At 46.3% G+C, this 20,081-nt stretch carries 22 protein-coding genes, 2 rRNA genes and 1 pseudogene; 13 read left to right on the top strand and 12 right to left on the bottom strand.

Translation table 11 applies throughout. From position 1 onward, the window contains the following. Nucleotides 1–26: 26 nt before the first annotated feature. Nucleotides 27–905, bottom strand: a complete 879-nt coding sequence (locus QUE23_RS05830) for a disulfide bond formation protein B (RefSeq protein ID WP_286348147.1) — start codon at nucleotides 903–905, stop codon at nucleotides 27–29. Between the two features lie 956 nt (nucleotides 906–1,861). On the opposite strand from QUE23_RS05830, the gene QUE23_RS10000 reads away from it, so the two are divergent. From QUE23_RS10000 to QUE23_RS05795, 8 genes are all read left to right on the top strand, one after another. After that, nucleotides 1,862–2,017 carry a zinc ribbon domain-containing protein gene (locus QUE23_RS10000; RefSeq protein ID WP_353622246.1) on the top strand — a complete coding sequence of 52 codons (156 nt, stop codon included), beginning with the start codon at nucleotides 1,862–1,864 and terminating at the stop codon, nucleotides 2,015–2,017. 167 nt (nucleotides 2,018–2,184) lie between these two features. After that, nucleotides 2,185–2,736, top strand: coding sequence for a DUF507 family protein (locus QUE23_RS05825; RefSeq protein ID WP_286348146.1), 552 nt, complete (start codon nucleotides 2,185–2,187; stop codon nucleotides 2,734–2,736). Then, complete coding sequence (carA, locus tag QUE23_RS05820; RefSeq protein ID WP_286348145.1) at nucleotides 2,733–3,860, top strand: glutamine-hydrolyzing carbamoyl-phosphate synthase small subunit; 1,128 nt, start codon at nucleotides 2,733–2,735, stop codon at nucleotides 3,858–3,860. The genes QUE23_RS05825 and carA overlap by 4 nt, the downstream gene beginning before the upstream one ends. Further along, complete coding sequence (locus QUE23_RS05815; protein WP_286348144.1) at nucleotides 3,844–3,999, top strand: hypothetical protein; 156 nt, start codon at nucleotides 3,844–3,846, stop codon at nucleotides 3,997–3,999. Before carA ends, QUE23_RS05815 begins: the two co-directional genes overlap by 17 nt. A gap of 333 nt (nucleotides 4,000–4,332) precedes the next feature. After that, nucleotides 4,333–7,220 (top strand): 23S ribosomal RNA (locus tag QUE23_RS05810). A gap of 281 nt (nucleotides 7,221–7,501) precedes the next feature. Then, a 5S ribosomal RNA gene (gene rrf, locus QUE23_RS05805) occupies nucleotides 7,502–7,617 on the top strand. 151 nt (nucleotides 7,618–7,768) lie between these two features. After that, nucleotides 7,769–8,272 carry a pyruvate kinase gene (locus QUE23_RS05800; protein ID WP_286348143.1) on the top strand — a complete coding sequence of 168 codons (504 nt, stop codon included), beginning with the start codon at nucleotides 7,769–7,771 and terminating at the stop codon, nucleotides 8,270–8,272. A 137-nt stretch (nucleotides 8,273–8,409) separates the two neighbouring features. After that, nucleotides 8,410–8,790 carry a GIY-YIG nuclease family protein gene (locus QUE23_RS05795; RefSeq protein WP_353622245.1) on the top strand — a complete coding sequence of 127 codons (381 nt, stop codon included), beginning with the start codon at nucleotides 8,410–8,412 and terminating at the stop codon, nucleotides 8,788–8,790. Nucleotides 8,791–9,107: 317 nt separating this feature from the next. Here the strand turns inward: QUE23_RS05795 and QUE23_RS05790 are convergent, their stop codons facing one another. From QUE23_RS05790 to tnpA, 4 genes and pseudogenes are all read right to left on the bottom strand, one after another. Continuing rightward, nucleotides 9,108–9,875: an HpaA family protein gene (locus QUE23_RS05790; RefSeq protein ID WP_286348142.1), complete on the bottom strand. Its 768-nt coding sequence runs from the start codon at nucleotides 9,873–9,875 to the stop codon at nucleotides 9,108–9,110. Between the two features lie 154 nt (nucleotides 9,876–10,029). Beyond that, nucleotides 10,030–10,767, bottom strand: coding sequence for an outer membrane protein (locus tag QUE23_RS05785; RefSeq protein ID WP_286348141.1), 738 nt, complete (start codon nucleotides 10,765–10,767; stop codon nucleotides 10,030–10,032). A 132-nt stretch (nucleotides 10,768–10,899) separates the two neighbouring features. Next, nucleotides 10,900–11,046, bottom strand: coding sequence for a hypothetical protein (locus QUE23_RS05780; RefSeq protein WP_286348140.1), 147 nt, complete (start codon nucleotides 11,044–11,046; stop codon nucleotides 10,900–10,902). Nucleotides 11,047–11,051: 5 nt separating this feature from the next. Next, nucleotides 11,052–11,544, bottom strand: a pseudogene (gene tnpA / locus QUE23_RS05770) (IS200/IS605 family transposase). Nucleotides 11,545–11,687: 143 nt separating this feature from the next. Between tnpA and QUE23_RS05765 the strand changes: the two are divergent. The 4 genes from QUE23_RS05765 (at nucleotide 11,688) to QUE23_RS05750 (ending at nucleotide 13,693) form a co-directional block, all read left to right on the top strand. After that, a complete protein-coding gene (locus QUE23_RS05765) occupies nucleotides 11,688–11,972 on the top strand; it encodes a hypothetical protein (RefSeq protein ID WP_286348139.1) in 285 nt (94 codons plus the stop codon). Nucleotides 11,973–12,093: 121 nt separating this feature from the next. Further along, entirely contained in the window at nucleotides 12,094–12,492 is a 399-nt protein-coding gene (locus QUE23_RS05760; protein WP_286348138.1) for a PBECR3 domain-containing polyvalent protein, read from the top strand. Next, nucleotides 12,489–12,653 carry a hypothetical protein gene (locus QUE23_RS05755; protein WP_286348137.1) on the top strand — a complete coding sequence of 55 codons (165 nt, stop codon included), beginning with the start codon at nucleotides 12,489–12,491 and terminating at the stop codon, nucleotides 12,651–12,653. The genes QUE23_RS05760 and QUE23_RS05755 overlap by 4 nt, the downstream gene beginning before the upstream one ends. Further along, the gene (locus tag QUE23_RS05750) at nucleotides 12,578–13,693 is read left to right on the top strand and encodes a putative barnase/colicin E5 family endoribonuclease (protein WP_286349425.1); all 1,116 of its coding nucleotides are present in this window, start codon (nucleotides 12,578–12,580) and stop codon (nucleotides 13,691–13,693) included. Before QUE23_RS05755 ends, QUE23_RS05750 begins: the two co-directional genes overlap by 76 nt. Nucleotides 13,694–14,084: 391 nt before the next feature. Here the strand turns inward: QUE23_RS05750 and QUE23_RS10205 are convergent, their stop codons facing one another. The 7 genes from QUE23_RS10205 to QUE23_RS05715 all read right to left on the bottom strand — a co-directional run bounded on the left by QUE23_RS10205 (nucleotide 14,085) and on the right by QUE23_RS05715 (nucleotide 18,960). Then, nucleotides 14,085–14,516: a glycosyltransferase gene (locus QUE23_RS10205; RefSeq protein ID WP_434801977.1), complete on the bottom strand. Its 432-nt coding sequence runs from the start codon at nucleotides 14,514–14,516 to the stop codon at nucleotides 14,085–14,087. 53 nt (nucleotides 14,517–14,569) lie between these two features. Beyond that, a complete protein-coding gene (locus tag QUE23_RS05740; RefSeq protein ID WP_286348136.1) occupies nucleotides 14,570–15,379 on the bottom strand; it encodes a PIN domain-containing protein in 810 nt (269 codons plus the stop codon). Between the two features lie 106 nt (nucleotides 15,380–15,485). After that, nucleotides 15,486–16,508: a glycosyltransferase family 4 protein gene (locus tag QUE23_RS05735; RefSeq protein ID WP_286348135.1), complete on the bottom strand. Its 1,023-nt coding sequence runs from the start codon at nucleotides 16,506–16,508 to the stop codon at nucleotides 15,486–15,488. Next, entirely contained in the window at nucleotides 16,502–16,693 is a 192-nt protein-coding gene (locus QUE23_RS05730; RefSeq protein WP_286348134.1) for a hypothetical protein, read from the bottom strand. Before QUE23_RS05730 ends, QUE23_RS05735 begins: the two co-directional genes overlap by 7 nt. 2 nt (nucleotides 16,694–16,695) lie before the next feature. After that, nucleotides 16,696–17,697, bottom strand: a complete 1,002-nt coding sequence (locus tag QUE23_RS05725; protein WP_286348133.1) for a glycosyltransferase — start codon at nucleotides 17,695–17,697, stop codon at nucleotides 16,696–16,698. 2 nt (nucleotides 17,698–17,699) lie between these two features. After that, a complete protein-coding gene (locus QUE23_RS05720; RefSeq protein WP_286348132.1) occupies nucleotides 17,700–18,467 on the bottom strand; it encodes a polysaccharide deacetylase family protein in 768 nt (255 codons plus the stop codon). Nucleotide 18,468: 1 nt separating this feature from the next. After that, a complete protein-coding gene (locus tag QUE23_RS05715) occupies nucleotides 18,469–18,960 on the bottom strand; it encodes a KdsC family phosphatase (protein ID WP_286348131.1) in 492 nt (163 codons plus the stop codon). Between the two features lie 560 nt (nucleotides 18,961–19,520). Between QUE23_RS05715 and QUE23_RS05710 the strand changes: the two genes are divergently transcribed. Further along, nucleotides 19,521–19,988, top strand: a complete 468-nt coding sequence (locus tag QUE23_RS05710) for a HipA N-terminal domain-containing protein (protein WP_286348130.1) — start codon at nucleotides 19,521–19,523, stop codon at nucleotides 19,986–19,988. Nucleotides 19,989–20,081: the final 93 nt, after the last annotated feature.

Here is a 20,081-nt window from a genome sequence, read left to right as displayed (position 1 = left end):
TGGCGAAAAGGTGTAGGGCTGGGGTTTTAGGGCAGGGGCGCATCCATCGCTGTGTTTGCCAAAAAGATCGGCACTGATGATTTGGAGTAAGCTAGGTTGAGGGGCTTTGGCGGTTTGGGGGTGTCTTTGGCGGCTAAAAAATTTAAATCGCTGATGGGGGCATTTAACTTCAAGGAGCTGATTTGGGTTTGTAGGAGGTGTAAGCTTTTGTGGATTTCAAGGGGGGCTTTGTGGTAGTCATCCTCCCATTTATGGGGGCTTTCAGCTAAGATTGGTTTATCCACAATGCGCTTGCCCAAACTTCTAGGAAAACCCATATGCCCCCAGTTGCTTGTGCTCCAAATATTTTCTGCCATGCGCCATGAAAAGCGGATCGGGTCGCCATGCCCTAAATAGGGGAAGGGTCCTGTGGAAATGAACGCTTGTATCATGTTTGAAGCCACTAAAAAGCTAAAAATACCAAAAGCCCAAAGATTAGAGCGGGTGAGTTTGCGGAGGGCTTGGGTTTCAAAGCTGGGGGCTTTCAACAACAAAACCCCCAACACCAACAAAGTCATCCAAAAGACGAACTCGGCCCAGAACTGCGTGTGTAAGCCAAAAATCGTGAGGGCAAAGCCCTGCCCGACATCTTCTAGGGCATGGTTGCCTGAGTGGTAAAAACTTTGGTAAAGCCCCCCTGCCACTACAAGCACCAGCATGGCAATGTATTTAGGCTTAAGCCCATAGCGTAGGACAAACAACCCCCCCAAAGCGACATAAACCATGCTTTGACGCTCACCCCAGCACTGTATGCAGGGCGAGTCGTGGTAAATGAAGCCCAAAATGAGATTAGCGATTCCCACAGGCAAGGCGATGATGGCAATGATCGCCAAAGAAAAAAGAAAGTAAAACCGCCGTGCCTGCATACCAACCCTTAAAAAAAATTAGAGACCCAATTCTAGCACATGAAAGCTAAGCGAGCTTTTAACCTAAGCTTTTAAGATCCAACCACGCTTTTGTCCCACTTTGCAGCCCTCAATACATCTGCATTTTACAAAATTTGGCATCGTGATATAACCAGTGCTACGTGCATCACTTACAGACAAAAGCTTTGTAGCCAAAACGAAACAGATAGATGATAGCTATTAAGTCTCTGTAGTACATTTATGGCCACTGTATTATTTTGTACAAGCGTTACTGCAGACTTACAATGCTAAACCAAAGAGATAAAACACTTGCCTTTTTTAAAAACTCTAAGTCTTTGAACCTTGTAAGAGTTGACAGAAAGGATAACAAAACCTATCCAACGCTTTTTTATAAAACGGGGCAGACCGACTAGATTTAAAAAAGTGGGTTTGCATGAATCTTTCACTTTTACTTTATATGAAAGTGGAAAACAAGCTATAAAATCCAAACAATGTAATTTCTCTTAAGGCTCTTGATTTAAGCTTGTCAAAATCTACAGTCTTGTAAGCAAACCTAAGGCTTTAACCACTAGGAGATCATCTAGGCGATCATTTCTTGCATCTTGCGTGTGGAGCAGAGGATAAGTTCAAGTCCGCAGGCACTAAAGCATGGGGAACGAGCCGTTAGCTTACCAAACAAAATATTTGCCTTTGATTCAGACTTACCAGACTTACTCTCAATCTCTATCTAAGAAATAAGGGAGTGGCCACGTACACAGAAAAACTAAGGTTTTGAGGACAAATTTTTATAAATTTGCTAGCAGCTTTGCCAAATAATGCAGCTACATTTTCATAGGGTGTTTCAATATACAAAGTACTAAAATGTGGGGTGCGTAAGCTAAAAGGTCTCATGCAAAACTACGAGACTTGTGATGAGTTCAAGACCGTCCTAGCACAAAAATCAAGGTCATTAAGCTATATTTTTTAAAAGAGATGCTTTTGTTCCTAGGTCTAAAACCTGTTTTGATTGTGGACGTGTTAAAGAAAGCTCGAATCTAAAAGATAGGGTTTTTCAATGCGAGCCTTGTAGAGCCGGACTAGATAGAAATGTAAACGCAATCATCAGTACATGAGTGTGGAGGATTCCACTCTTAGAGGGGAGACTGTAAGACCTGCTTCAATAGGCAAGTCTTGAGGATATTAAAGCGGTGCTTTTATCCCCCTGTTTTGGCTATTTGGGACTATGTCAATTTAGATTATGTTAGAATGGAGTTTAACTTAAAACAAGCTAGGGCAAAAAATGAGACTAAAACCTAACCATGTCCGTTACATCGTTAACAAAATCACCCAAGATTTAGTCCAATCCCCCCTTTTGGAGCTAAAGGGATCTTTAGAAACGCTCACCCAAATCACGCATGGCGTGTTGCAAGAGCATGTCAGCCAAGAGAGCGCGATTGACAACCGCGTACGGGATTTACTTGAGGAAAACCTAGATGAGATAGACTTCATGCGTATGGATGAGAGGAGTTTGTTTTGGTTATTTAAAAAACAGGTCGCCCTTGAAAGGGGCTTTGCTTTGGGTTGGGAGGACCGCTGCAATCTGCTTGCCCACAAGATTCTAGAAAAGGTTTTGGACGAGGATTTAATCATGTTTTCGGTGTCGGAGAATCGTATCCGCAATGTGATTTTTAAATCCATAGACACCTATGCCAAACTTTATGAGAGTGTGGAAACCGAGGTGAGCGAAAAGATCAAGCACTACAAGCGCAAGCTCCCCATCGGCAGCGATGAGTATGAACTTGTCTTTGAGCGCATGTATGAGGATGAGTTAAGACGCAAGGGGTTTCTATGAAGGCCACGCTTTACTTCGAAAATGGTCTGTTTTTAGAGGGGCAGAGTTTTGGAGCTAGGGGGGTTGTGGCCGGCGAGGCGGTGTTTAACACCGCCATGAGCGGGTATGAAGAAGTCATCAGCGATCCGAGCTACAGAGGGCAGTTTGTGGTCTTTAGCACGCCTGAAGTGGGCGTGGTGGGGGCAAACGAGCAAGATCGCGAGTCGCCAAACAGCTTTTGTGCGGGCGTTTTAGTGCGCCACACTCCAAGTCTTTATTCTAACTTTAGAGCTAGACAGAGTTTGGGTGCATTTTTGCAACAGCACGGGGTCTTGGGCGTGAGTGGCCTAGACACAAGGGCTTTAGTGGGCATGCTAAGAGATGAGGGAGCGATGGGCGTGGTGGTTTCCACCGATGGGCTAGATAAGCAAGAATTGCAAAAGTTACTGCAATCCTCTAAAAGCATTGCCAAGCAGTATTTAATCCCTCCTCTAAGCCACAAACAAGCCCACACGCAAGGCACTTTTGATTTTAAGATTTTAGACTACCAAACCCCCACGCTCACAAGCACCATCGGGGTTTTGGATTTAGGTGTAAAAACCAACATTCTAAACAACTTAGCCCAAATGGGGCTAAAGCCTGTGTGTTTCGCCCACGACACCAAGGCACAAACGCTCATAGAGACCTACAAAAAGGGTGAGATTGTAGGTGTTTTACTCTCTAATGGACCGGGCGATCCTTTGCGCTTAAAAAGCGTGATCCATGAAATCAGCCTTTTAATCCAAGAACAAATCCCCATGCTAGGCATTTGTCTAGGGCATCAGCTTTTAAGCATTGCGCATGGCTACCCCACTTATAAACTCAAATTCGGACATCATGGGAGCAATCACCCGGTACTCAACTTACAAACCGGACAAATCGAGGTCAGTGCGCAAAACCACAACTACTGCGTGCCTGAGAGCATTGCCAAAATCGCCACGATCACGCATAAAAATTTGTTCGATCACACCATTGAGGGCGTGCGCTATAAAAACGCCCCAATCCTTTCGATACAACACCATCCAGAGGCCAGCCCCGGTCCTCACGATGGATCGTATATCTTTGAAGAATTTAAAAAGGTGGTGCAGCATGAACGACTACAATAATGTCAATGAGCTTTTTGATGAAGTAGAAACGGGCTTGTCTAAAGTCGAGCAAGAGTTGGAGGAAATCACCAAAGAATTGCAACAACTCGGCAGCCACATAGATAGGCTTAACGACTTGCTTAGGGGTAACAACTCTTAACCCCAACAAACCTATACTCTAGGTTTTGACATAGGTGGTCTTTTATTTGGCAAATAGACTAAATTTGACTGGGTTTTTTGCTTAAATCTCTTTAACCCCCCAATCTTTCAGCTCCCCTTAAGCTCCAAACCGCTAGTATTGCGTTTTGCTTCTAAGAAAGCTTACATCGAAAAGGTGAAAACTTTTTTCTAAAGCGTCAATCTTAAAAGCGTGTTATTTGACTTTTTATTGTCAATAGCCTATGTAAAGGTAAAAACTACAAAGCCAAAAGAATTATACTCAATAAGGCGGTGTGGCTCTTATGCAACGCTCTAGCGGATATGCTAGAGTGGCAAACAAGATATTAAGAGTGGATGGTGGATGCCTTGGCAAAGAGAGGCGATGAAGGACGCACTAGACTGCGATAAGCTACGGGGAGCTGTCAAGAAGCATTGATCCGTAGGTGTCCGAATGGGGCAACCCAATCCACAGCAATGTGGATTACTCTATTTATAGAGAGCGAACCTAGCGAAGTGAAACATCTCAGTAGCTAGAGGAAAAGAAATCAACGAGATTCCCTCAGTAGTGGCGAGCGAAAGGGGAAAAGGGCAAACCGGGTGCTTGCACTCGGGGTTGAGGACGGCAACATTCAAGGGGTTTTTCTAGCAAAGTTGTTTGGAAAGACAAGCCATAGAAGGTGATAGCCCTGTATGCGAAAGGAAAACCCTAGATAGCCGGATCCAGAGTAGGCCAGGACACGTGAAATCCGGGCTGAAGCCGGGGAGACCACTCTCCAACCCTAAATACTACTCTTTGACCGATAGCGCACAAGTACCGTGAGGGAAAGGTGAAAAGAACCGTGGGTAACGGAGTGAAATAGAACCTGAAACCATCTACTTACAATCATTCAGAGCCCTATGATTTATCAGGGTGATGGACTGCCTTTTGCATAATGATCCTGCGAGTTGTGGTGTCTGGCAAGGTTAAGTGAAAACGAGCCGTGGCGAAAGCGAGTCTGAATAGGGCGCATCAGTCAGACGCTGCAGACCCGAAGCCAAGTGATCTATCCATGGCCAAGTTGAAACGAGTGTAACAGCTTGTGGAGGACTGAACCCGTGCCCATTGAAACGGGCTGGGATGAGCTGTGGATAGGGGTGAAAGGCCAAACAAACTTGGTGATAGCTGGTTCTCTTCGAAATATATTTAGGTATAGCCTCAAGTGATGACAAAGGGGGGTAGAGCTCTGATTGGGCTAGGGCTGCTCGCCGCAGTACCAAACCCTGTCAAACTGCGAATACCTTTTGTTGTATCTTGGGAGTCAGGCGGTGGGTGATAAAATCAATCGTCAAGAGGGAAACAACCCAGACTACCAACTAAGGTCCCCAAGTTCTATTCTAAGTGGAAAAAGATGTGTGGTTACTCAAACAACCAGGAGGTTGGCTTAGAAGCAGCCATCCTTTAAAGAAAGCGTAACAGCTCACTGGTCTAGTGATCATGCGCTGAAAATATAACGGGGCTAAGATAGACACCGAAGTTGTAGATTATGTTTCACACATAGTGGTAGAAGAGCGTTCTGTGCAGCACTGAAGGCATACCGGCAAGGAGTGCTGGAGCGCACAGAAGTGAGCATGCAGGAATGAGTAGCGATAAGATGCGTAAGAATCGTATCCGCCGTAAATCTAAGGTTTCCTACGCGATGTTCGTCATCGTAGGGTTAGTCGGGTCCTAAGCCAAGTCCGAAAGGGGTAGGCGATGGAAAATAGGTTAATATTCCTATACCAATTGCAATGCGCGATGGGAGGACGCATAAAGTTAGGTGAGCCAGCTGATGGATGTGCTGGTCGAAGGGTGTAGATTGGGAGAGTGGCAAATCCGCTCCTGTATTTCAAACCTGACAGGCTCTCTAAGGCCTTCGGGTCAAGGGGAGAATCACTGACACTATCGTGCCAAGAAAAGTCTCTAAGTTTAGTTGCAATTGTCCGTACCGCAAACCGACACAGGTAGATGAGATGAGTATTCTAAGGCGCGTGGAAGAACTCTCTTTAAGGAACTCTGCAAACTAGCACCGTAAGTTCGCGATAAGGTGTGCCTACGCAAGTAGGTCTCAGCAAAGAGTCCCTCCCGACTGTTTACCAAAAACACAGCACTTTGCCAACTCGTAAGAGGAAGTATAAGGTGTGACGCCTGCCCGGTGCTCGAAGGTTAAGAGGATGGGTTAGCCGCAAGGCGAAGCTTTGAATTGAAGCCCGAGTAAACGGCGGCCGTAACTATAACGGTCCTAAGGTAGCGAAATTCCTTGTCGGTTAAATACCGACCTGCATGAATGGCGTAACGAGATGGGAGCTGTCTCAAAGAGAGATCCAGTGAAATTGTAGTGGAGGTGAAAATTCCTCCTACCCGCAGCAAGACGGAAAGACCCCGTGGACCTTTACTATAGCTTAGCACTGCTAATGGGAATGCCATGCGCAGGATAGGTGGGAGGCTTTGAAGCAGACACTTTGGTGTCTGTGGAGCCATCCTTGAGATACCACCCTTGGCGTTTTTGTTAGCTAACTGGCCTAAGTCATCCTTAGGCAGGACAATGCTTGGTGGGTAGTTTGACTGGGGCGGTCGCCTCCTAAAAAGTAACGGAGGCTTACAAAGGTTAGCTCATGGCGGTTGGAAATCGCCAGTTGAGTGTAATGGCACAAGCTAGCTTAACTGCAAGAGAGACAACTCAAGCAGAGACGAAAGTCGGTCATAGTGATCCGGTGGTTCTCGTGTGGAAGAGCCATCGCTCAAAGGATAAAAGGTACCCCGGGGATAACAGGCTGATCTCCCCCAAGAGCTCACATCGACGGGGAGGTTTGGCACCTCGATGTCGGCTCATCGCATCCTGGGGCTGGAGCAGGTCCCAAGGGTATGGCTGTTCGCCATTTAAAGCGGTACGCGAGCTGGGTTCAGAACGTCGTGAGACAGTTCGGTCCCTATCTGCTGTGGGCGTAGGAAAGCTGAGGAGAGCTGTCCCTAGTACGAGAGGACCGGGATGGACATGCCACTGGTGCACCAGTTGTTCTGCCAAGAGCACCGCTGGGTAGCCACGCATGGTTGTGATAAGAGCTGAAAGCATCTAAGCTCGAAGCCAACTCCAAGATGAGCTTTCCCTGAAGCTCGCATGAAGACTACATGTTTGATAGGGTGGGTGTGTAAGTGCAGTAATGCACTCAGCTAACCACTACTAATAGAGCGTTTGGCTTGTTTGCTTGCGTAATAGCTTCACTGCCTTATTGAGTGTAATGGGGCTTTGTAGATAGACCAACATAGGTTATTGATTTAAAGCGTTGCTTTTTAAGTTTGCTTTTTTAAATAAAAATGCTAGAATGGCGTTTTTATTTTAGGGATGGCTTAGTTTTAACTTGAGCCATCCTTGATTGTTCTAGGAGTTTAACTTAGAATAATCGAAGCTCAGTCCTTAAGACAAGGGCGTAACCCTAGGCTCTCTTAAAACTTTAAGAGAACCGAAAGCCTTAAAAAGCTTCGCTTTTCCCGTGTCCCTAGAAGAGAGGAAATACCCAGCCCCATCCCGAACCTGGAAGTCAAGCTCTCTTACGCCGATGATACTGCGCTTTTCAAGTGTGGGAAAGTAGGGTGATGCGGGGGAGTTGTTAGATATTTTTTCTTGATTCCACGGTTACTCAATTTTTTTCTTTAGTTTCTATAAAGTTTTCTTTCCGCTTGTCTCATTTTTTGTGTAAGATAATCTTTAGTCTTTTGTGTTATGATACCCGAATACAAAATTAGGAGGTTTTTTATGGTCGTAGATGTTTCAGACATTCCTTTTCAAGAATTTTGGCACATGCAACTTAGTCAGCAACATATGCAAGAGGCATGGAGTGTCCTAGATGTGCGTCAAATTTTAGAAAAATATAGCTTCATTGGTTTGGCGGATTGGGAAGAGAAGAAAGGGCAAATTAGAGACTTCTTAGAAGTGATGCGGGTGAATGACATTGTGGCGATCAAACATGGGCAACAACTTGTTGCGCTCACGCAAGTCATTGGTGGAGCGTATGACATTAGAAAAGATCGCGCTCTGTTCATCACTGAAAAAGAAAACCCCCTAGTGGATTGGATGCATTATAGGCGACCCGTTAGAATCTTGGCTTGGGCAAGCGAAGGGCAGACAATCCCACAAGGAAGGGGCACCTTAAACAAATGCATAAGCCCGGGGGCAGAAACTTCACAAATCATTCTTAAGTGGTATGAAAAGGTGCAAGAAGCTTTAAGGGCTAAAGGCGAAGGCATTATGCTAGTTTAAAAATCTCTACACTATCCTTATGATGGATAGATTAGGGTTAGTAAGGATTTTTGAAACTAAAAAGCGGCTTTCCCTATGTTAAAATGCCCCTTTGCAGACTTTTAGGAAAGCCCCATGCCTAAAAGAGTGCTTTCTACATCGTCCAATCTAATCTAGAGCCTAGCAAGTGCAAAATCGGCATCACCAACGACCTAAAAAGGCGGCTTAAGGAATACAATAGCCTCACGGGGCAATCCCAAGAGAATGCTTATAGCTATCTATTCAGCTGTGAAGTGGCCAATATGCGCGCGATTGAGCAGGACCTTAAAAACGCCTTTACGCATTTAAGAGAAGTGCAAACGAGAGAAATCTATTTTTACAACCCCGCACTCTTTGAAAATTATCTAAGTTTTATTAAATCCCATCCCGATTTTATCGCTCAAATCCACACCAAACCCCTCAAAGACAAAGCCCAGAAAAAGCCCCTTGCTACCCCCAGCCTACAAGAGCGGGGGGTTATAAGGAAAACTACACTATAAGCGCAACGCCTACATTGCCTTGCGCGCGTGTGGTTTTCACTAGATCAACGCTTACCCCTTTGTGAGGGAACTTATATAAAAGCACCCACCATGCCCACTTTTTAAAAACTAAAAGATAAAACGGCACTTTTAATTAGGAATAGGCTAGATGGAGCAAATGCACAGCAACAACCACAGCTTTGTAGAGGTTGGTTGATGGGGTTATAAGAGAGGCAGACCTCACCAAACCAGCACCAAAAGGCAAGAAAGCAAGCCCAGGAGCGTAGGCGTGGCTCTTTGGCGAGATTAGGGGTTGCTCTAACCCGCCTGTACAATGCCTACTTTTTGATTTTGTCGATCGCGTTTCTGTATTGCTCTAAATTGGTGTTTGTCACCCAGTGCACTAACTTTTTCACCACAACCCCATACATTTTATCAAGGATCTTGTGGACAGCATCTTTATGATTCTTGTCTAGCTCACTGACACCCTCTAAGTTCGCACCTGCAAATCCCCCTGAATTTGTCGTTTGGCGGGAATAAAAATAGACAATTGCTCGCTGTGCGCCCACATTGATGGCAAAGTTGTGTGTGGTGCGTCCTGTTTTGGGCTCAAAGAATTTAAAGATCACAGCCCCCGCGCTTTGATCCACTGTGCCGTTCATCTTGGTGTCCTCGGGGTTTTCTGTGTTCATGTCCGCGTCCTCTAAAATCCCCATCCATCCCCTAATTTTTAAAATGGAGGAGATATTCATTTTTTGATCGGCTGTTAAATTTTGCGCATCTGCTAGGTGGATGATGTGGTAACCCTTTTTCTCTAGGATTTCTTGGACTTGTTTCACCAATGCGCTTTGGAATTGGTCAATGTAGGGCTGGACATTTTCCCCCGCTTGGATGTTGGGGGCTAGGATCGCGATGGTGTGGTTGTTGGAGGCCTCTTGCTCAATGTTGACAGGGTAGTTAAAGTTTAAGGGGGTAGCACTTTTTGCCACCGCTTGTTTTTTGGCTTGATTGCTTGTAGGTTTTGTTCCCGTGTCTGTGGCACAGCCTGAAAGTGCAAGCGACACCCCCACTAATGATAATAAAATCCCTTTTGTCATTTTCCGCATAAACTTCCTTTAAAATTTGAGATTGTGAAATGCAAACATGGGCACGCATTTTAGAGTTTTTTTGTTAACTTTTGGTTAACGTTTGGTCAAAAATTTAGCTAAAAAACCATTTAGCAGAAAATAACCCAACCGGATAGCTCCCGCCGCTTGATGGTTAAAAGTTGATCACATAATTGGCGTAAATGGCGATGTTGCGCCTAAACCTAATGGCGATGGCATCGCCCTTTTTCACACCCAGTTCAGCGTAGTCTTCTGTCCGCGTGAGGGTCAAATAGGGGTCGTTCATGGTGGGGATACGCACGCCAAGCTCAAAGCCCTGATGTTTGCTGAAGTTCGCCCTAAAACCAAGATTTACCAAAACTTGCACATGGGTGGGCGTGAAACTGCCCTTAAACCCTTCATCGGTGTTAAAAAACTGCGCACGCTCTTGAAAGTAGTTGTTCATGCTCGTGCATTGCCCATTGTCCTTGCTCCAAGCGCATTGCCCATCGATAGAGCCCTTGCCCATCAGCCAGCTACTCCCCCCGACCATTACACCCGCCAACACGCCAAAGCTCTTGTTTTTCTTTTCATAGAAGTTAAAGAGCGCATCGATGCCCACACCATAAAAGAGATTTGCGGCTTGTTGCTTGGTGGTCGCCCAAAAAGAGTTGCCATTTTCATCCTCTAGGGCTTGTTTAAACGAAGCAGGCCCACCCTGCCCGCTGAAAAAGCCGTAGTAGCGCAAGCCAAAGCGTTTTTTCTTGCCAAAGAATTGTTTGTAGCCCAATTGGATATCTGCCCCGAAGAGATTGCCATTTAGCCCGCTTGATTGTCCTAAGACCTGGTATAGAACGGGGTTGCTTGCCTTTTGTGTCCCGCTAAAGTTAGAATATTGAAAGCCCCCTGCCACAAACACCCCATTTTTCTCTGCGCTTAAAGGGGCAAGAGAACACAGGGCTAAAGAGAGTGCTAGAAGTTTGCTTTGACTTGCCTTGCTGATTGCTGATTGCTGATTGCTTCTTCCATCGTGCCAAAACTTCCTTTACCAAAGTGAAATGAAAAGCCAAATGCTAGCAAAAAATAAAGTCTTGTCAAACTCCACGACTCCACGCCCCATAACCCCCTGATCCGCCACTGACACCCTTGTATTGTTAGGGGCTCCTGTGGGTTTAGCGTGTAGAGCCTTCATATCTCTTATGCCAAGCCATACCATGGTTGTAGCAAATGCCATAAAAGCGTAGAAGCTTGCTGATGTGCTTGTGCTTGCTTGCATGGTAGAGTTTCTGCTTGTAGGCGATTAACATCGTCTTTCCACTTGTTTTCAAAGGCGCACCCCCCTATAGAAGAAATCAAACAAGAGTTTGTCCATGGTGTGGGTAGTCTTGTTCTCAAATGCACAAACTCTTGCCTTAAAAGCCGACTGCTTCTGCCTTTAGCTGTTCTAATAAACTTCATCACTCCAAAATGAGCGCAGCGGAGTTTCTATGCTCCTTTCTGTTTCCATTTCTAAAATCTCCACCTCTAATTCTTGTGCCACTTCTAAAACAATTTGTTTCAATCTTATCTCTACCTGATTTACAAGAACTTTTCTCTTGTATTTAGGACACCACACAGCATGGTATTTGCAAGTATAGACAAGATTGTTGTTGCTCTTGTATTTGATCGTGGTTTTCGTACAAAGTGCCATGCAAGATTATATTAACTGACACTTTAAGATGATTGTCTTTTGTTATGCTCTCAAGAGCATGCGTGGTAATCCCCTTAGCTAAAGAGCAAAGCATTCTGCTTTGTGGGGCTTTAGGGCGCGGTTGGGTAAATTTAAGAGTGGTAGTGGATGAGCTTAACGATGGGCGTAAAATCTCTGATTTTTATAGCGACCGCAATTTTACAGACTACCAAGGCGGTTATAGTTCTAAACTACCTATCGCCGACGATAAGCCTACCACACCCCCCCTATCAGCCGACTTAAGCCCGCAAATTAAAGAGCTTATCGACAATAGCCCCACCAAAGGGCGGGATATGGCACTCATAGGGCGTAAGAACTTCACCCCCGCTGTGCTAGATTATCTCTTACAATTTGAAAGGGGAGCAAGAAAATCGCCATTGAGCCACTAGAAGAGTCTAAGGCGCAAGAATGGGACTTTAAACACCCCAAAGATGTGAGGCGCACCATTGACAAGAGCGAGATTATCCATGTGCTAGAGCGGCATGGGGAGAAGGGCACCATCACACAAGCATGCCAACAACTCCCGTTACGAAAGAGGACATCGTCCAATACCCCCAATACGCCGATGGTGCGGATGTTAAGGTTTTAGGGCAAAACGATACCGGGGAGGTGGTGATTAGCGGTAAGCAAATCAACGGGCACTATGTGGTGGTGGAGCAAATCCGTAAGGGGCAGAATGAATTAGCCTTTAAGACCATGTATTTTGAGCGGGGGGATTTACACAAGAATCTCATCTTTGATTCAGCAGTGCAAGAGCACCCCAAGCACCCTAGTTACGAGCTAGGACTTGGGCAAAAGTCTAGCGCAAAGGTGGACTCCGACTCTACCACAACCCCCTTAACATTGAAGCCAATCCCGCCTTTGGGGAAAACTTTGCCGAGTATGCGGGTAAAGGGGCTGAAGCGGTGAAAAAGCTCTTGCAAGAACAACGCGGACAAGTGGCGGGGGCGTTTTATCGCCCAGACTTAGGCGAGAGCGGGGTTATATTGATTTGGTGTGGGGAGCAAACGCGCAGCGTTTGCAAGAGCTTAAATGGGCTAATGGCAAGCCGCTTAAACCTTATGGATTGAGTAAGATTGTCGAGAAACACCTTGAGGACTTTAGCCCTTTTGCAGGGGACACACCTTTAGAGAAGTTGGGTCATGGGATTGAGGAAATCATAAGAAGTGGGGATTTAGTTACCGATCAAGCGGGCGTAAAAACCATCATTCTCAAAGACAAGGGCAAAGAGTTTAGGGTAGGAGTTTCGCAGGGTTGGGAGCATAAGGGCAAAAACTACTGGATTGTTACGGCATATGAGAATAGAAAGTCCCCCGCGCAGAAGTTCGACCAAGTCGCGACTAAGTCTAGGCATGGCTCCGATCTTGCCCAAAAGGACTTAAGCGACTCTACCACATCCCCCCTTAAAGGTAAAAGCCGCTTGCAGCAAGCCCTAGAGGCGCAACAAGCCGAGCTAGAAGCCAAAGAGCAAGAGATGAAAGCCAAAGCCTTACAAGACAAAGAGAACGCCGACCAATGGCGGGCTAAGCTAGCCCAAATCACTAAAGAGAAACAAGCCTTAGCCGGGTTAAAAGACAATGACCGCCTTTTGCAAGTGGGCGCAAGTGTCCCCATGCAAAGGCTCGAAGTGAAAAGCAGTGTGAGCCTAGATGACAGCCACATCACCCCTTTAGATTACGCCATCATCAAAGCCACAGACATCAAGCCCAACTTCACCAGCCACACGGGCACGCAAACACGCATGCAAACCGACAGGGCAATAGTAGAGAAGATCGCTAAGGACTTTGACCCGCAAAAAGTCTTTTTAAGGGGGGGCTTTGACGATTTGCCCGTGGTGCTTGAAGACGGGCAAGTGTTGGCGGGCAACCACCGCGTGCAGGGCATGTTAGAGTTTAGCCCCCAAAGTCGGGCTAAATACGAGCAAGCGGTGTTCGCGCATTATAAAGTCCACTTACAACCCGATGAGCTCTTGGTGAGAACCCCCACGAATGCCTTGAGTTCCAAAGAGCTTTTAAATTTAGCGATGGCTAGCAATGTGGAAAGGGCGAGCACACAGGGGGATAAAGAAGCTATACACTTTTACAAACAAAGTCTAACGATCAAAGAGTAAGCCAGCTACACGGCGATTTTATTAGAAAACCTCGCCAACGCCTACAGCCTTAAAAGATGAAAAGAAATACACCCATTACAAACACCTTTTAGACCAACAAAAGGCAGGGGGGCAGTAGCTTTAAAGGGCGTTTAAACCCTTAAGCGGCTTTTTAACACTCCCCAAATTTTATACGGATACCTCAAAAGATGGTTGCCATGTTGGCTTTGATGCCATTTTCCTTGCACGCTCTTAAATTTTCTTGATTGGCTAGCCATAGGCTTTTGAGCCCCTTGTGCTAACCCCCCCCCCAACGCCCATTTGCACCCACACCCAGTGGCACATACACCGCTTTTAAGCCCGACAACCAAAGTCCTTAGCAAGAACTCATAATCGGCGGCGATTTTGTAGTCTATTTTGTAGCCCCCAAAGCGGGCATAGACTTCTTTACGCACAAATAAAGTCGGGTGTGCCGGCATCTTGCCGTAAAAAACCCTTGCTTACTGAATTTGCCACTCACATAGTGGCGCATGATTTTAGCCCCCTTGACATACACCAAATTGGCATAGACCATATCCGCCTGTGGGTGGGCTTGAAACGCCTCCACCACTTGGCTTAGTACTTGAGAGTGGGCGTAACAATCATCGCTGTTAAGTATGCCTATAATCTCGCCTTTAGCTAAATTTATGCCCTTATTCATCGCGTCATAAAGCCCCTTGTCTTTAGAGCTAAAGACTTGCAAATGCGGGTAGGCTTTTAAAAGCTCTAGGGTGTTGTCCGTGCTTTGCCCATCTATGATTAAATGCTCCATTGGGAGCATGCTTTGAGAGGCGACACTTTCCACGCATTTTTCAATCGTTTTTGCCCCGTTGAGCACGGGGGTGATGAGAGAGATTATTAATAATGCGTCCCCCCCTTAAGCCCCTCAAAGGGGTTGTTTAAAGGCGTGTAGGGCTTGTGCGCCTTGTGCTTGGGCTGGGGGATGCTCTCTAGCACTTGGGTAACACTAAGCATCCGCACGCCATCGCACGCCCCCTTGAGCTCGTCGGGGAAGGGGGGGAACTTCTCCATGCGCCCGATAAAGACTTTAAAGACATGCTGGCCTCTGGCAAACTCTAGGGCGGGCACAAAGTCGCTATCACGACTAAAGAGTAAAATGTGCCCGTGCTGGTTCGTTTGGTAGAAATTATCCACTAAATGCGCCATATCCAGCCCTAAAAGCAAATCCACTTGCTTTTGGCGCACGAACATTTGCTTACGGGTACTTTCCATTTTCACCCGATCCACCTCTTCAATGCAGGGCACGTACTCAAATAAAATCTTTGCCTTACCCACGCGCACCTCTTTAGGCATGTCGGTGAAGAGTGTCAAGTTGCGGTTAAACTCTTGCACATTGTTAGACCTCCTTATTTTGCCCTCATAGTCTTTAGGGTAGTCATGCTTGTAGGCTTCAATTTGCGCCTTCAGCTCGTCTCTTGCCCTAGAGGCTGCCTCCACAAAAGGCTCGGACACATAGATATACATACGGTAAAGCACTTCGTCAGGTTGGATAAAGGCTTTAAAAAATGCCATGAGCTGGTGCATGTTGTTGTAGTTGAAATGGGGGGGTTTGAAATCGGGGCAAAACTTTTGCAAATACTCAAAATCCCCACGCAAACACTCCCAATCCACAAACACAATCAATTTTGTTTTTTCTGTAAAAGGCATGGTCTCTCCTAAAATATTCAAAAACATAGACCTAAACTCCAAAACTCTACCCTTCATCCTTTCATAGACACTTCATGGTACCTCCTCAAACTAAGATGAACTAGGCTCACAAATACGCCCCCACTTGCGCCGTGTCTTTTGCCTCTAAATCCCATGTGCTAGCCCCCCTTAAGAACGTAGAATAATGGGTTTTTAGGCTTTCTAAAAGCCCTTTTAAAGCCCCTTCATCTTTAGGATCGAACACAAAGCCATTGACTCCATTGTCCACAAGCACTTGCACCCCACACGCACGGTTCACCAAAACCGGCAAACCCACTGCCAAGGCTTCCTCCACCACCAAACCCCAAGGTTCGGCAATGCTTGGCAAAATCAGCGCATCGTGGGCGCACGGCAGGGGGTCCATTTGACTATTTACCACCGCCCCTAAAAAAGACACATTAGAACTTGCCATGCCTTTTAGTTTAGCCTCTAGCTCCCCCGCACCTATAAGGCTTAAGCTCAAATGTGGTAGCTCTTTAAAGACTCTTAGTAAAAACTCTAAATTTTTCACCGCCGCAAGTCTTGCGATACAGATAAATTTTTGAGCGTAGGGGCGTGGCTCTCGTTGTTGCTTAGGGGGGTTGATGATCCTTACCCCATGCGTGATCTTGACCTCCCCTTGAAAGTCCAAAGCCCCTAAAAGTTTGGCATGCAAGCTCCCATACACAAAGGCTTTGAAAATCCGCTTTAAGAACAGCCTCTTTAAGAGTGCCTTGAAGCCCTTTGTTTGGCTCTCTACAATGCTCGACTCCACCACTACCGCGTTTTTAGGCTTGCCGCTCAACGCCCATGCGCTCCAAAACTCCACACAATCCCAGCCTCCAAGCAACAAGCACTTATAGGGGTGTTGTTTTAAGATTTTCAAGAGTTTGCGCGCATTAGCAAAGGTGGGGCGCTCTTGCAAAGCCTCCTTAAAAAGCACTTCATAGCCAAACTTGGCATTCTCTAGGGTGTTAAAATCCTTGGCACGCACTTCTTTGGTGTCCTTAGCTAAAAACACCACAAAAATTTTTAGTTTTTGCGCTAGGACGTTGTAAAGATTGACTTTATAAAAAACAGGAATGGGTGTTAGGATGAGATAATCTAGCAAGCCCCCCCCTTTAAGCTCTCATACAAGGCGATCATTTGGCACGCCACCTTATGCGCGCTAAAATGCTCTAACACATGCGCCCTTGCCCTTGCACCTAAATCTGCACTGCTTAGCACCCATTCCAACCCCACTCTCAAATCCTCGGTCTCAAAGGGCTTGGCAAGGTAACCATTTTCTTGATGCACAATCAAATCCGCAAACCCCCCACTTTAAACGCCACCACAGGCACACCACAAGCTAGACCCTCTAGTGCCATGTTGCTTAAATTCTCTTGACGGCTGGGTACAATGAGTGCGTCTAGGGCGTTGTAAAACGCCACCAAACTAGGCGTATCACGCAGTGCGCCTAGATAGTGGGTTTTAAAGGGCAAATAAGCCGGCTTAGCCGCCCCCACCGCCACTAACTCTAAATCTAAGTTGCAAGAGCGCAAGGCTTGTAAAAGTAGGTCATAACCCTTGTTGGGGTCGTTTGTGTCTAGTGCTCCAAAACCCACGAGCTTTTTAGAGGTGTTTATCTCCAACAATTGACGGCAAAAAGCCTTGTCTAGGGGTTGATAGGTGTCTGTGTCTATGGGGTTGGGGATATTGTGATGGGGCTTATTTTTTAAAAGCGCGCTTTGCTTAGATAACTTACAAATCCACGAGCTCACCCCCACGATGTTTAGGTTAGGGGTTTTAGCATAGGCGCGTTGCTTCATCTTAAAACCCCAAGTGGCTAGATCGCGCTCAAAAGGGCTATTGAGGATACAAGAGTGCTTATAGGTGTGCTCGCTTTCATCATAATGGCAATGATCCCCCCCTGTAAAAGCCCACATGTCGTGCAAGCTCCACACAAGGGGGGTTTTGATTTTCGACAAATCCCTTAAAGCCAACGCCCCCCGCCCTATCCAGTTGTAAATGCACGATGTCGGGCTTGAGTTCCTTAAGGGCAAGTAGCCCAAATTAAACACCCCCTTTTTGCGTTTAGGGTAGAGCAAAATCGGGGCTTTGTCTAAAAAAGGACGGATAAACGCCCACGCTTTGGCCAATCTGCTTTCAGGACTTAAGATATGTGGCTCTAACCCAGCCCCCCGCCTATCTTGCACCCACACAAAACTTTCTATTCTCTCTTTGAGTAAAGCCCTATGTAAGCGCAAACACGCCCTTGTCGCCTCCCCCGTGAGCGTGGCGTTGAGGTGTAGAACCTTCACAGCTATGCCACCTTGTGCTTACAGCTGCGCCAAATGCCATGCAAGGGCATGTGTTGGGTCAGCATGATGCGGGGCAAACAAGCCAACGAATCTTTATGGCGCGCAAAGAGTGTCTCCTGTCTTGTGGTTACGGCACTTTTTAAGCCCAACGCTTTAATGACCTCCACTTCTCTTAGACCAACGTCCCCCATGCGCCCAAAGGGGTAGGCAAAGTGCTTGACCTCAACCCCTAACGACTCCTTTAAAAGTGCATTGCCTGCTTTGATTTCCTTTAACGCCCTCTCTTTCCCTCGCAATTTAGCAAGTCTTGGGTGGGTCTTGGCATGCCCACCGATCGTACATAGGGGTTTTTTGGCTTGGGCTTGCTTAAGGCTTAGCATGCCTGGCTTGTTTATGTCATCGGCGGTGATGTAGAGCGTGAAGGGGGCGTTGTGGGCTTTAAAAACGGGCAAGATGTTGGTGTAAGTGGAGGTAAAGCCATTATCTAAGGTGAAGTGCGTGGTGTTTTTTAAGGGTTTGTTTTGTTCCAATGAAGCGCAAATCTCGTCTAAATCTACAAGGGCATAGCCTGCTTGTTTAAGGTGGATTAAAAAGCGATCCAAAAAGGGCATGCTTGGGTTGCAATAGGGGTCTAGGGTTTTAGGGGTGTCGTGCAAAATGTCGTGCAGCATGAAAATCACCCCCTGCCCTTTGTAATAACTTTTGGCTAGGGGGTTGTTAGACAAAAACATGGCTAAAGATTTAAGGCTTTCTTTGAAGGCTTGGCGCATGTTAGTGCCTCAATTCTCTAGGGTTGCCTAGCCACAAGTCGATGAGCGCGCGTACGCCCCCCTCACCCCCATTTTTGGGCGACACCACAATACCAGGCAGAGCTTTTAAATGGGGATGGGCGTTGGCCACGCAGCCCTTAAAACCCACACATTCGAGCACGGGCAAGTCGTTGAGGTCATCGCCCACATAGGCGACATGTTCTAAGCTGATGTTTTCCTTAGCGCAAATTTCTTTCAGAGCCTCTAGCTTGCCCTGCGGTCTACACCCCTGATACAAATAATCCATTTTTAACCTCTTGGCGCGGTGTTCCATAATAGATGTCACCTCGCCCGTTAAAACGCCCGTTTTGATCCCCGCCTCTTTTAAAAGCTCAAAGCCGATTCCATCGGCCACACTGAATTTTTTAAATTGCTGCCCGCTTTCTAAGTAATACATCCCCCCATCCGTGAGCGTGCCATCACAATCGCACAAAAAGACCCGAATACCGACCATCATGTTCCTTATTTTTCTTGGGATTTAAGAAGTTTTATTTTAGCACAGCTTGAGCCACAATCCCCATTTTTAGGCAAGAAAAGCCAAGTTTACCCCCCTCTGCCCCCTGTCTTGCCACTTTAAAGAGTCTTACCACCCTCGCTGTTCTTTAAAATCCTAAGAGGCAATATCCTGATTGCTAGAGCTTACTTTATCTGTGGGTTTTACAAGCTCGGGGGTTTGCCTTTATCCTCAATGTTGGGTGGATTGGGGTGGCTCTAAACCTGTGCCTGTACTTGGGGGATTTTGTATAAGTCTTGATCGCCTCGCTCATGTCGCCATTATGCACACACATGCCATAAAAATCGGGGTGTATGATGATCATTTTTCTATGGCTAAGAGGGTGAATGCTTGCTAAGAACACTTAAGAACATTTTCTAAATAGGGGTTTAGTCCAAATCTTCAATAAAATTTTCTAAATTTCCTTGTTTGGCATACTCCAAACTCTGTCTAGTGTAGTGAGTATATTTACCCCTTTCTTGCTTCTCTTTGTTTTAAACGCGATGCGCTAAGATACCCCCATGACAATTTCTATCTTTTGCAACACAACATCTGTCGGCACGCTTGAGATATGGGCTAAGGGGCTGAAAGAAACCTATCAATTCACCTACAGCCCCAAGTGGTTGCAACAAGGTTTTAGCCTAGACCCTGCTTTGCCTTTTTGTGAGACTCCCACACTCTCCACAACTTTGTGGGGGTGTTTTACTGATACTTGCCCCGATCGCTGGGGGCGGTTTGTGCAAAGAGGCAAGCAAGGGCTTTTAAGCCCAAGTGCCTATTTGCTAGGGGTGAGTGATTTTTTTAGGCTCGGGGCGTTGCGCTGCTTTGTGGGTAATGCGTTTATCAGCAACACAAGCCAAATCCCTAAACCTATTCACTTACAAGACTTGCAAAGGGCTTGTGTCAAGCTAGAGCAAGGGCAAGCAAGCCAAGCCGACTTTCAAAAACTTCTTGCCCCAAAGGATGAAAATGGGCAAGGGGTAAGATAAAAAATGGAGCTAGAAAGTGTCAAAGCCTAGAGCAATGTCTAGAGCAGGGTTAAAGCCCTAGCGTAGGCTTTGTCTATGATCTTTTCTTTTCTA

Origin of the sequence: Helicobacter felistomachi (assembly GCF_030296895.1) — a bacterium.
Classification (GTDB): domain Bacteria; phylum Campylobacterota; class Campylobacteria; order Campylobacterales; family Helicobacteraceae; genus Helicobacter; species Helicobacter felistomachi.
Note: the sequence above shows the minus strand (reverse complement) of the source record. Positions and strands in the feature narration are given on the sequence as shown.

Excerpts from the sequence above, each read along its gene's own strand:
- QUE23_RS05830 (WP_286348147.1), bottom strand. The coding sequence starts at position 905 with ATGCAGGCACGGCGGTTTTACTTTCTTTTTTCTTTGGCGATCATTGCC.
- QUE23_RS05825 (WP_286348146.1), top strand. The coding sequence starts at position 2,185 with ATGAGACTAAAACCTAACCATGTCCGTTACATCGTTAACAAAATCACC.
- carA (WP_286348145.1), top strand. The coding sequence starts at position 2,733 with ATGAAGGCCACGCTTTACTTCGAAAATGGTCTGTTTTTAGAGGGGCAG.
- QUE23_RS05815 (WP_286348144.1), top strand. The coding sequence starts at position 3,844 with ATGAACGACTACAATAATGTCAATGAGCTTTTTGATGAAGTAGAAACG.
- QUE23_RS05800 (WP_286348143.1), top strand. The coding sequence starts at position 7,769 with ATGGTCGTAGATGTTTCAGACATTCCTTTTCAAGAATTTTGGCACATG.
- QUE23_RS05790 (WP_286348142.1), bottom strand. The coding sequence starts at position 9,875 with ATGCGGAAAATGACAAAAGGGATTTTATTATCATTAGTGGGGGTGTCG.
- QUE23_RS05780 (WP_286348140.1), bottom strand. The coding sequence starts at position 11,046 with ATGAAGGCTCTACACGCTAAACCCACAGGAGCCCCTAACAATACAAGG.
- QUE23_RS05760 (WP_286348138.1), top strand. The coding sequence starts at position 12,094 with ATGCCAACAACTCCCGTTACGAAAGAGGACATCGTCCAATACCCCCAA.
- QUE23_RS05740 (WP_286348136.1), bottom strand. The coding sequence starts at position 15,379 with ATGCCTTTTACAGAAAAAACAAAATTGATTGTGTTTGTGGATTGGGAG.
- QUE23_RS05720 (WP_286348132.1), bottom strand. The coding sequence starts at position 18,467 with ATGCGCCAAGCCTTCAAAGAAAGCCTTAAATCTTTAGCCATGTTTTTG.
- QUE23_RS05715 (WP_286348131.1), bottom strand. The coding sequence starts at position 18,960 with ATGGTCGGTATTCGGGTCTTTTTGTGCGATTGTGATGGCACGCTCACG.
- QUE23_RS05710 (WP_286348130.1), top strand. The coding sequence starts at position 19,521 with ATGACAATTTCTATCTTTTGCAACACAACATCTGTCGGCACGCTTGAG.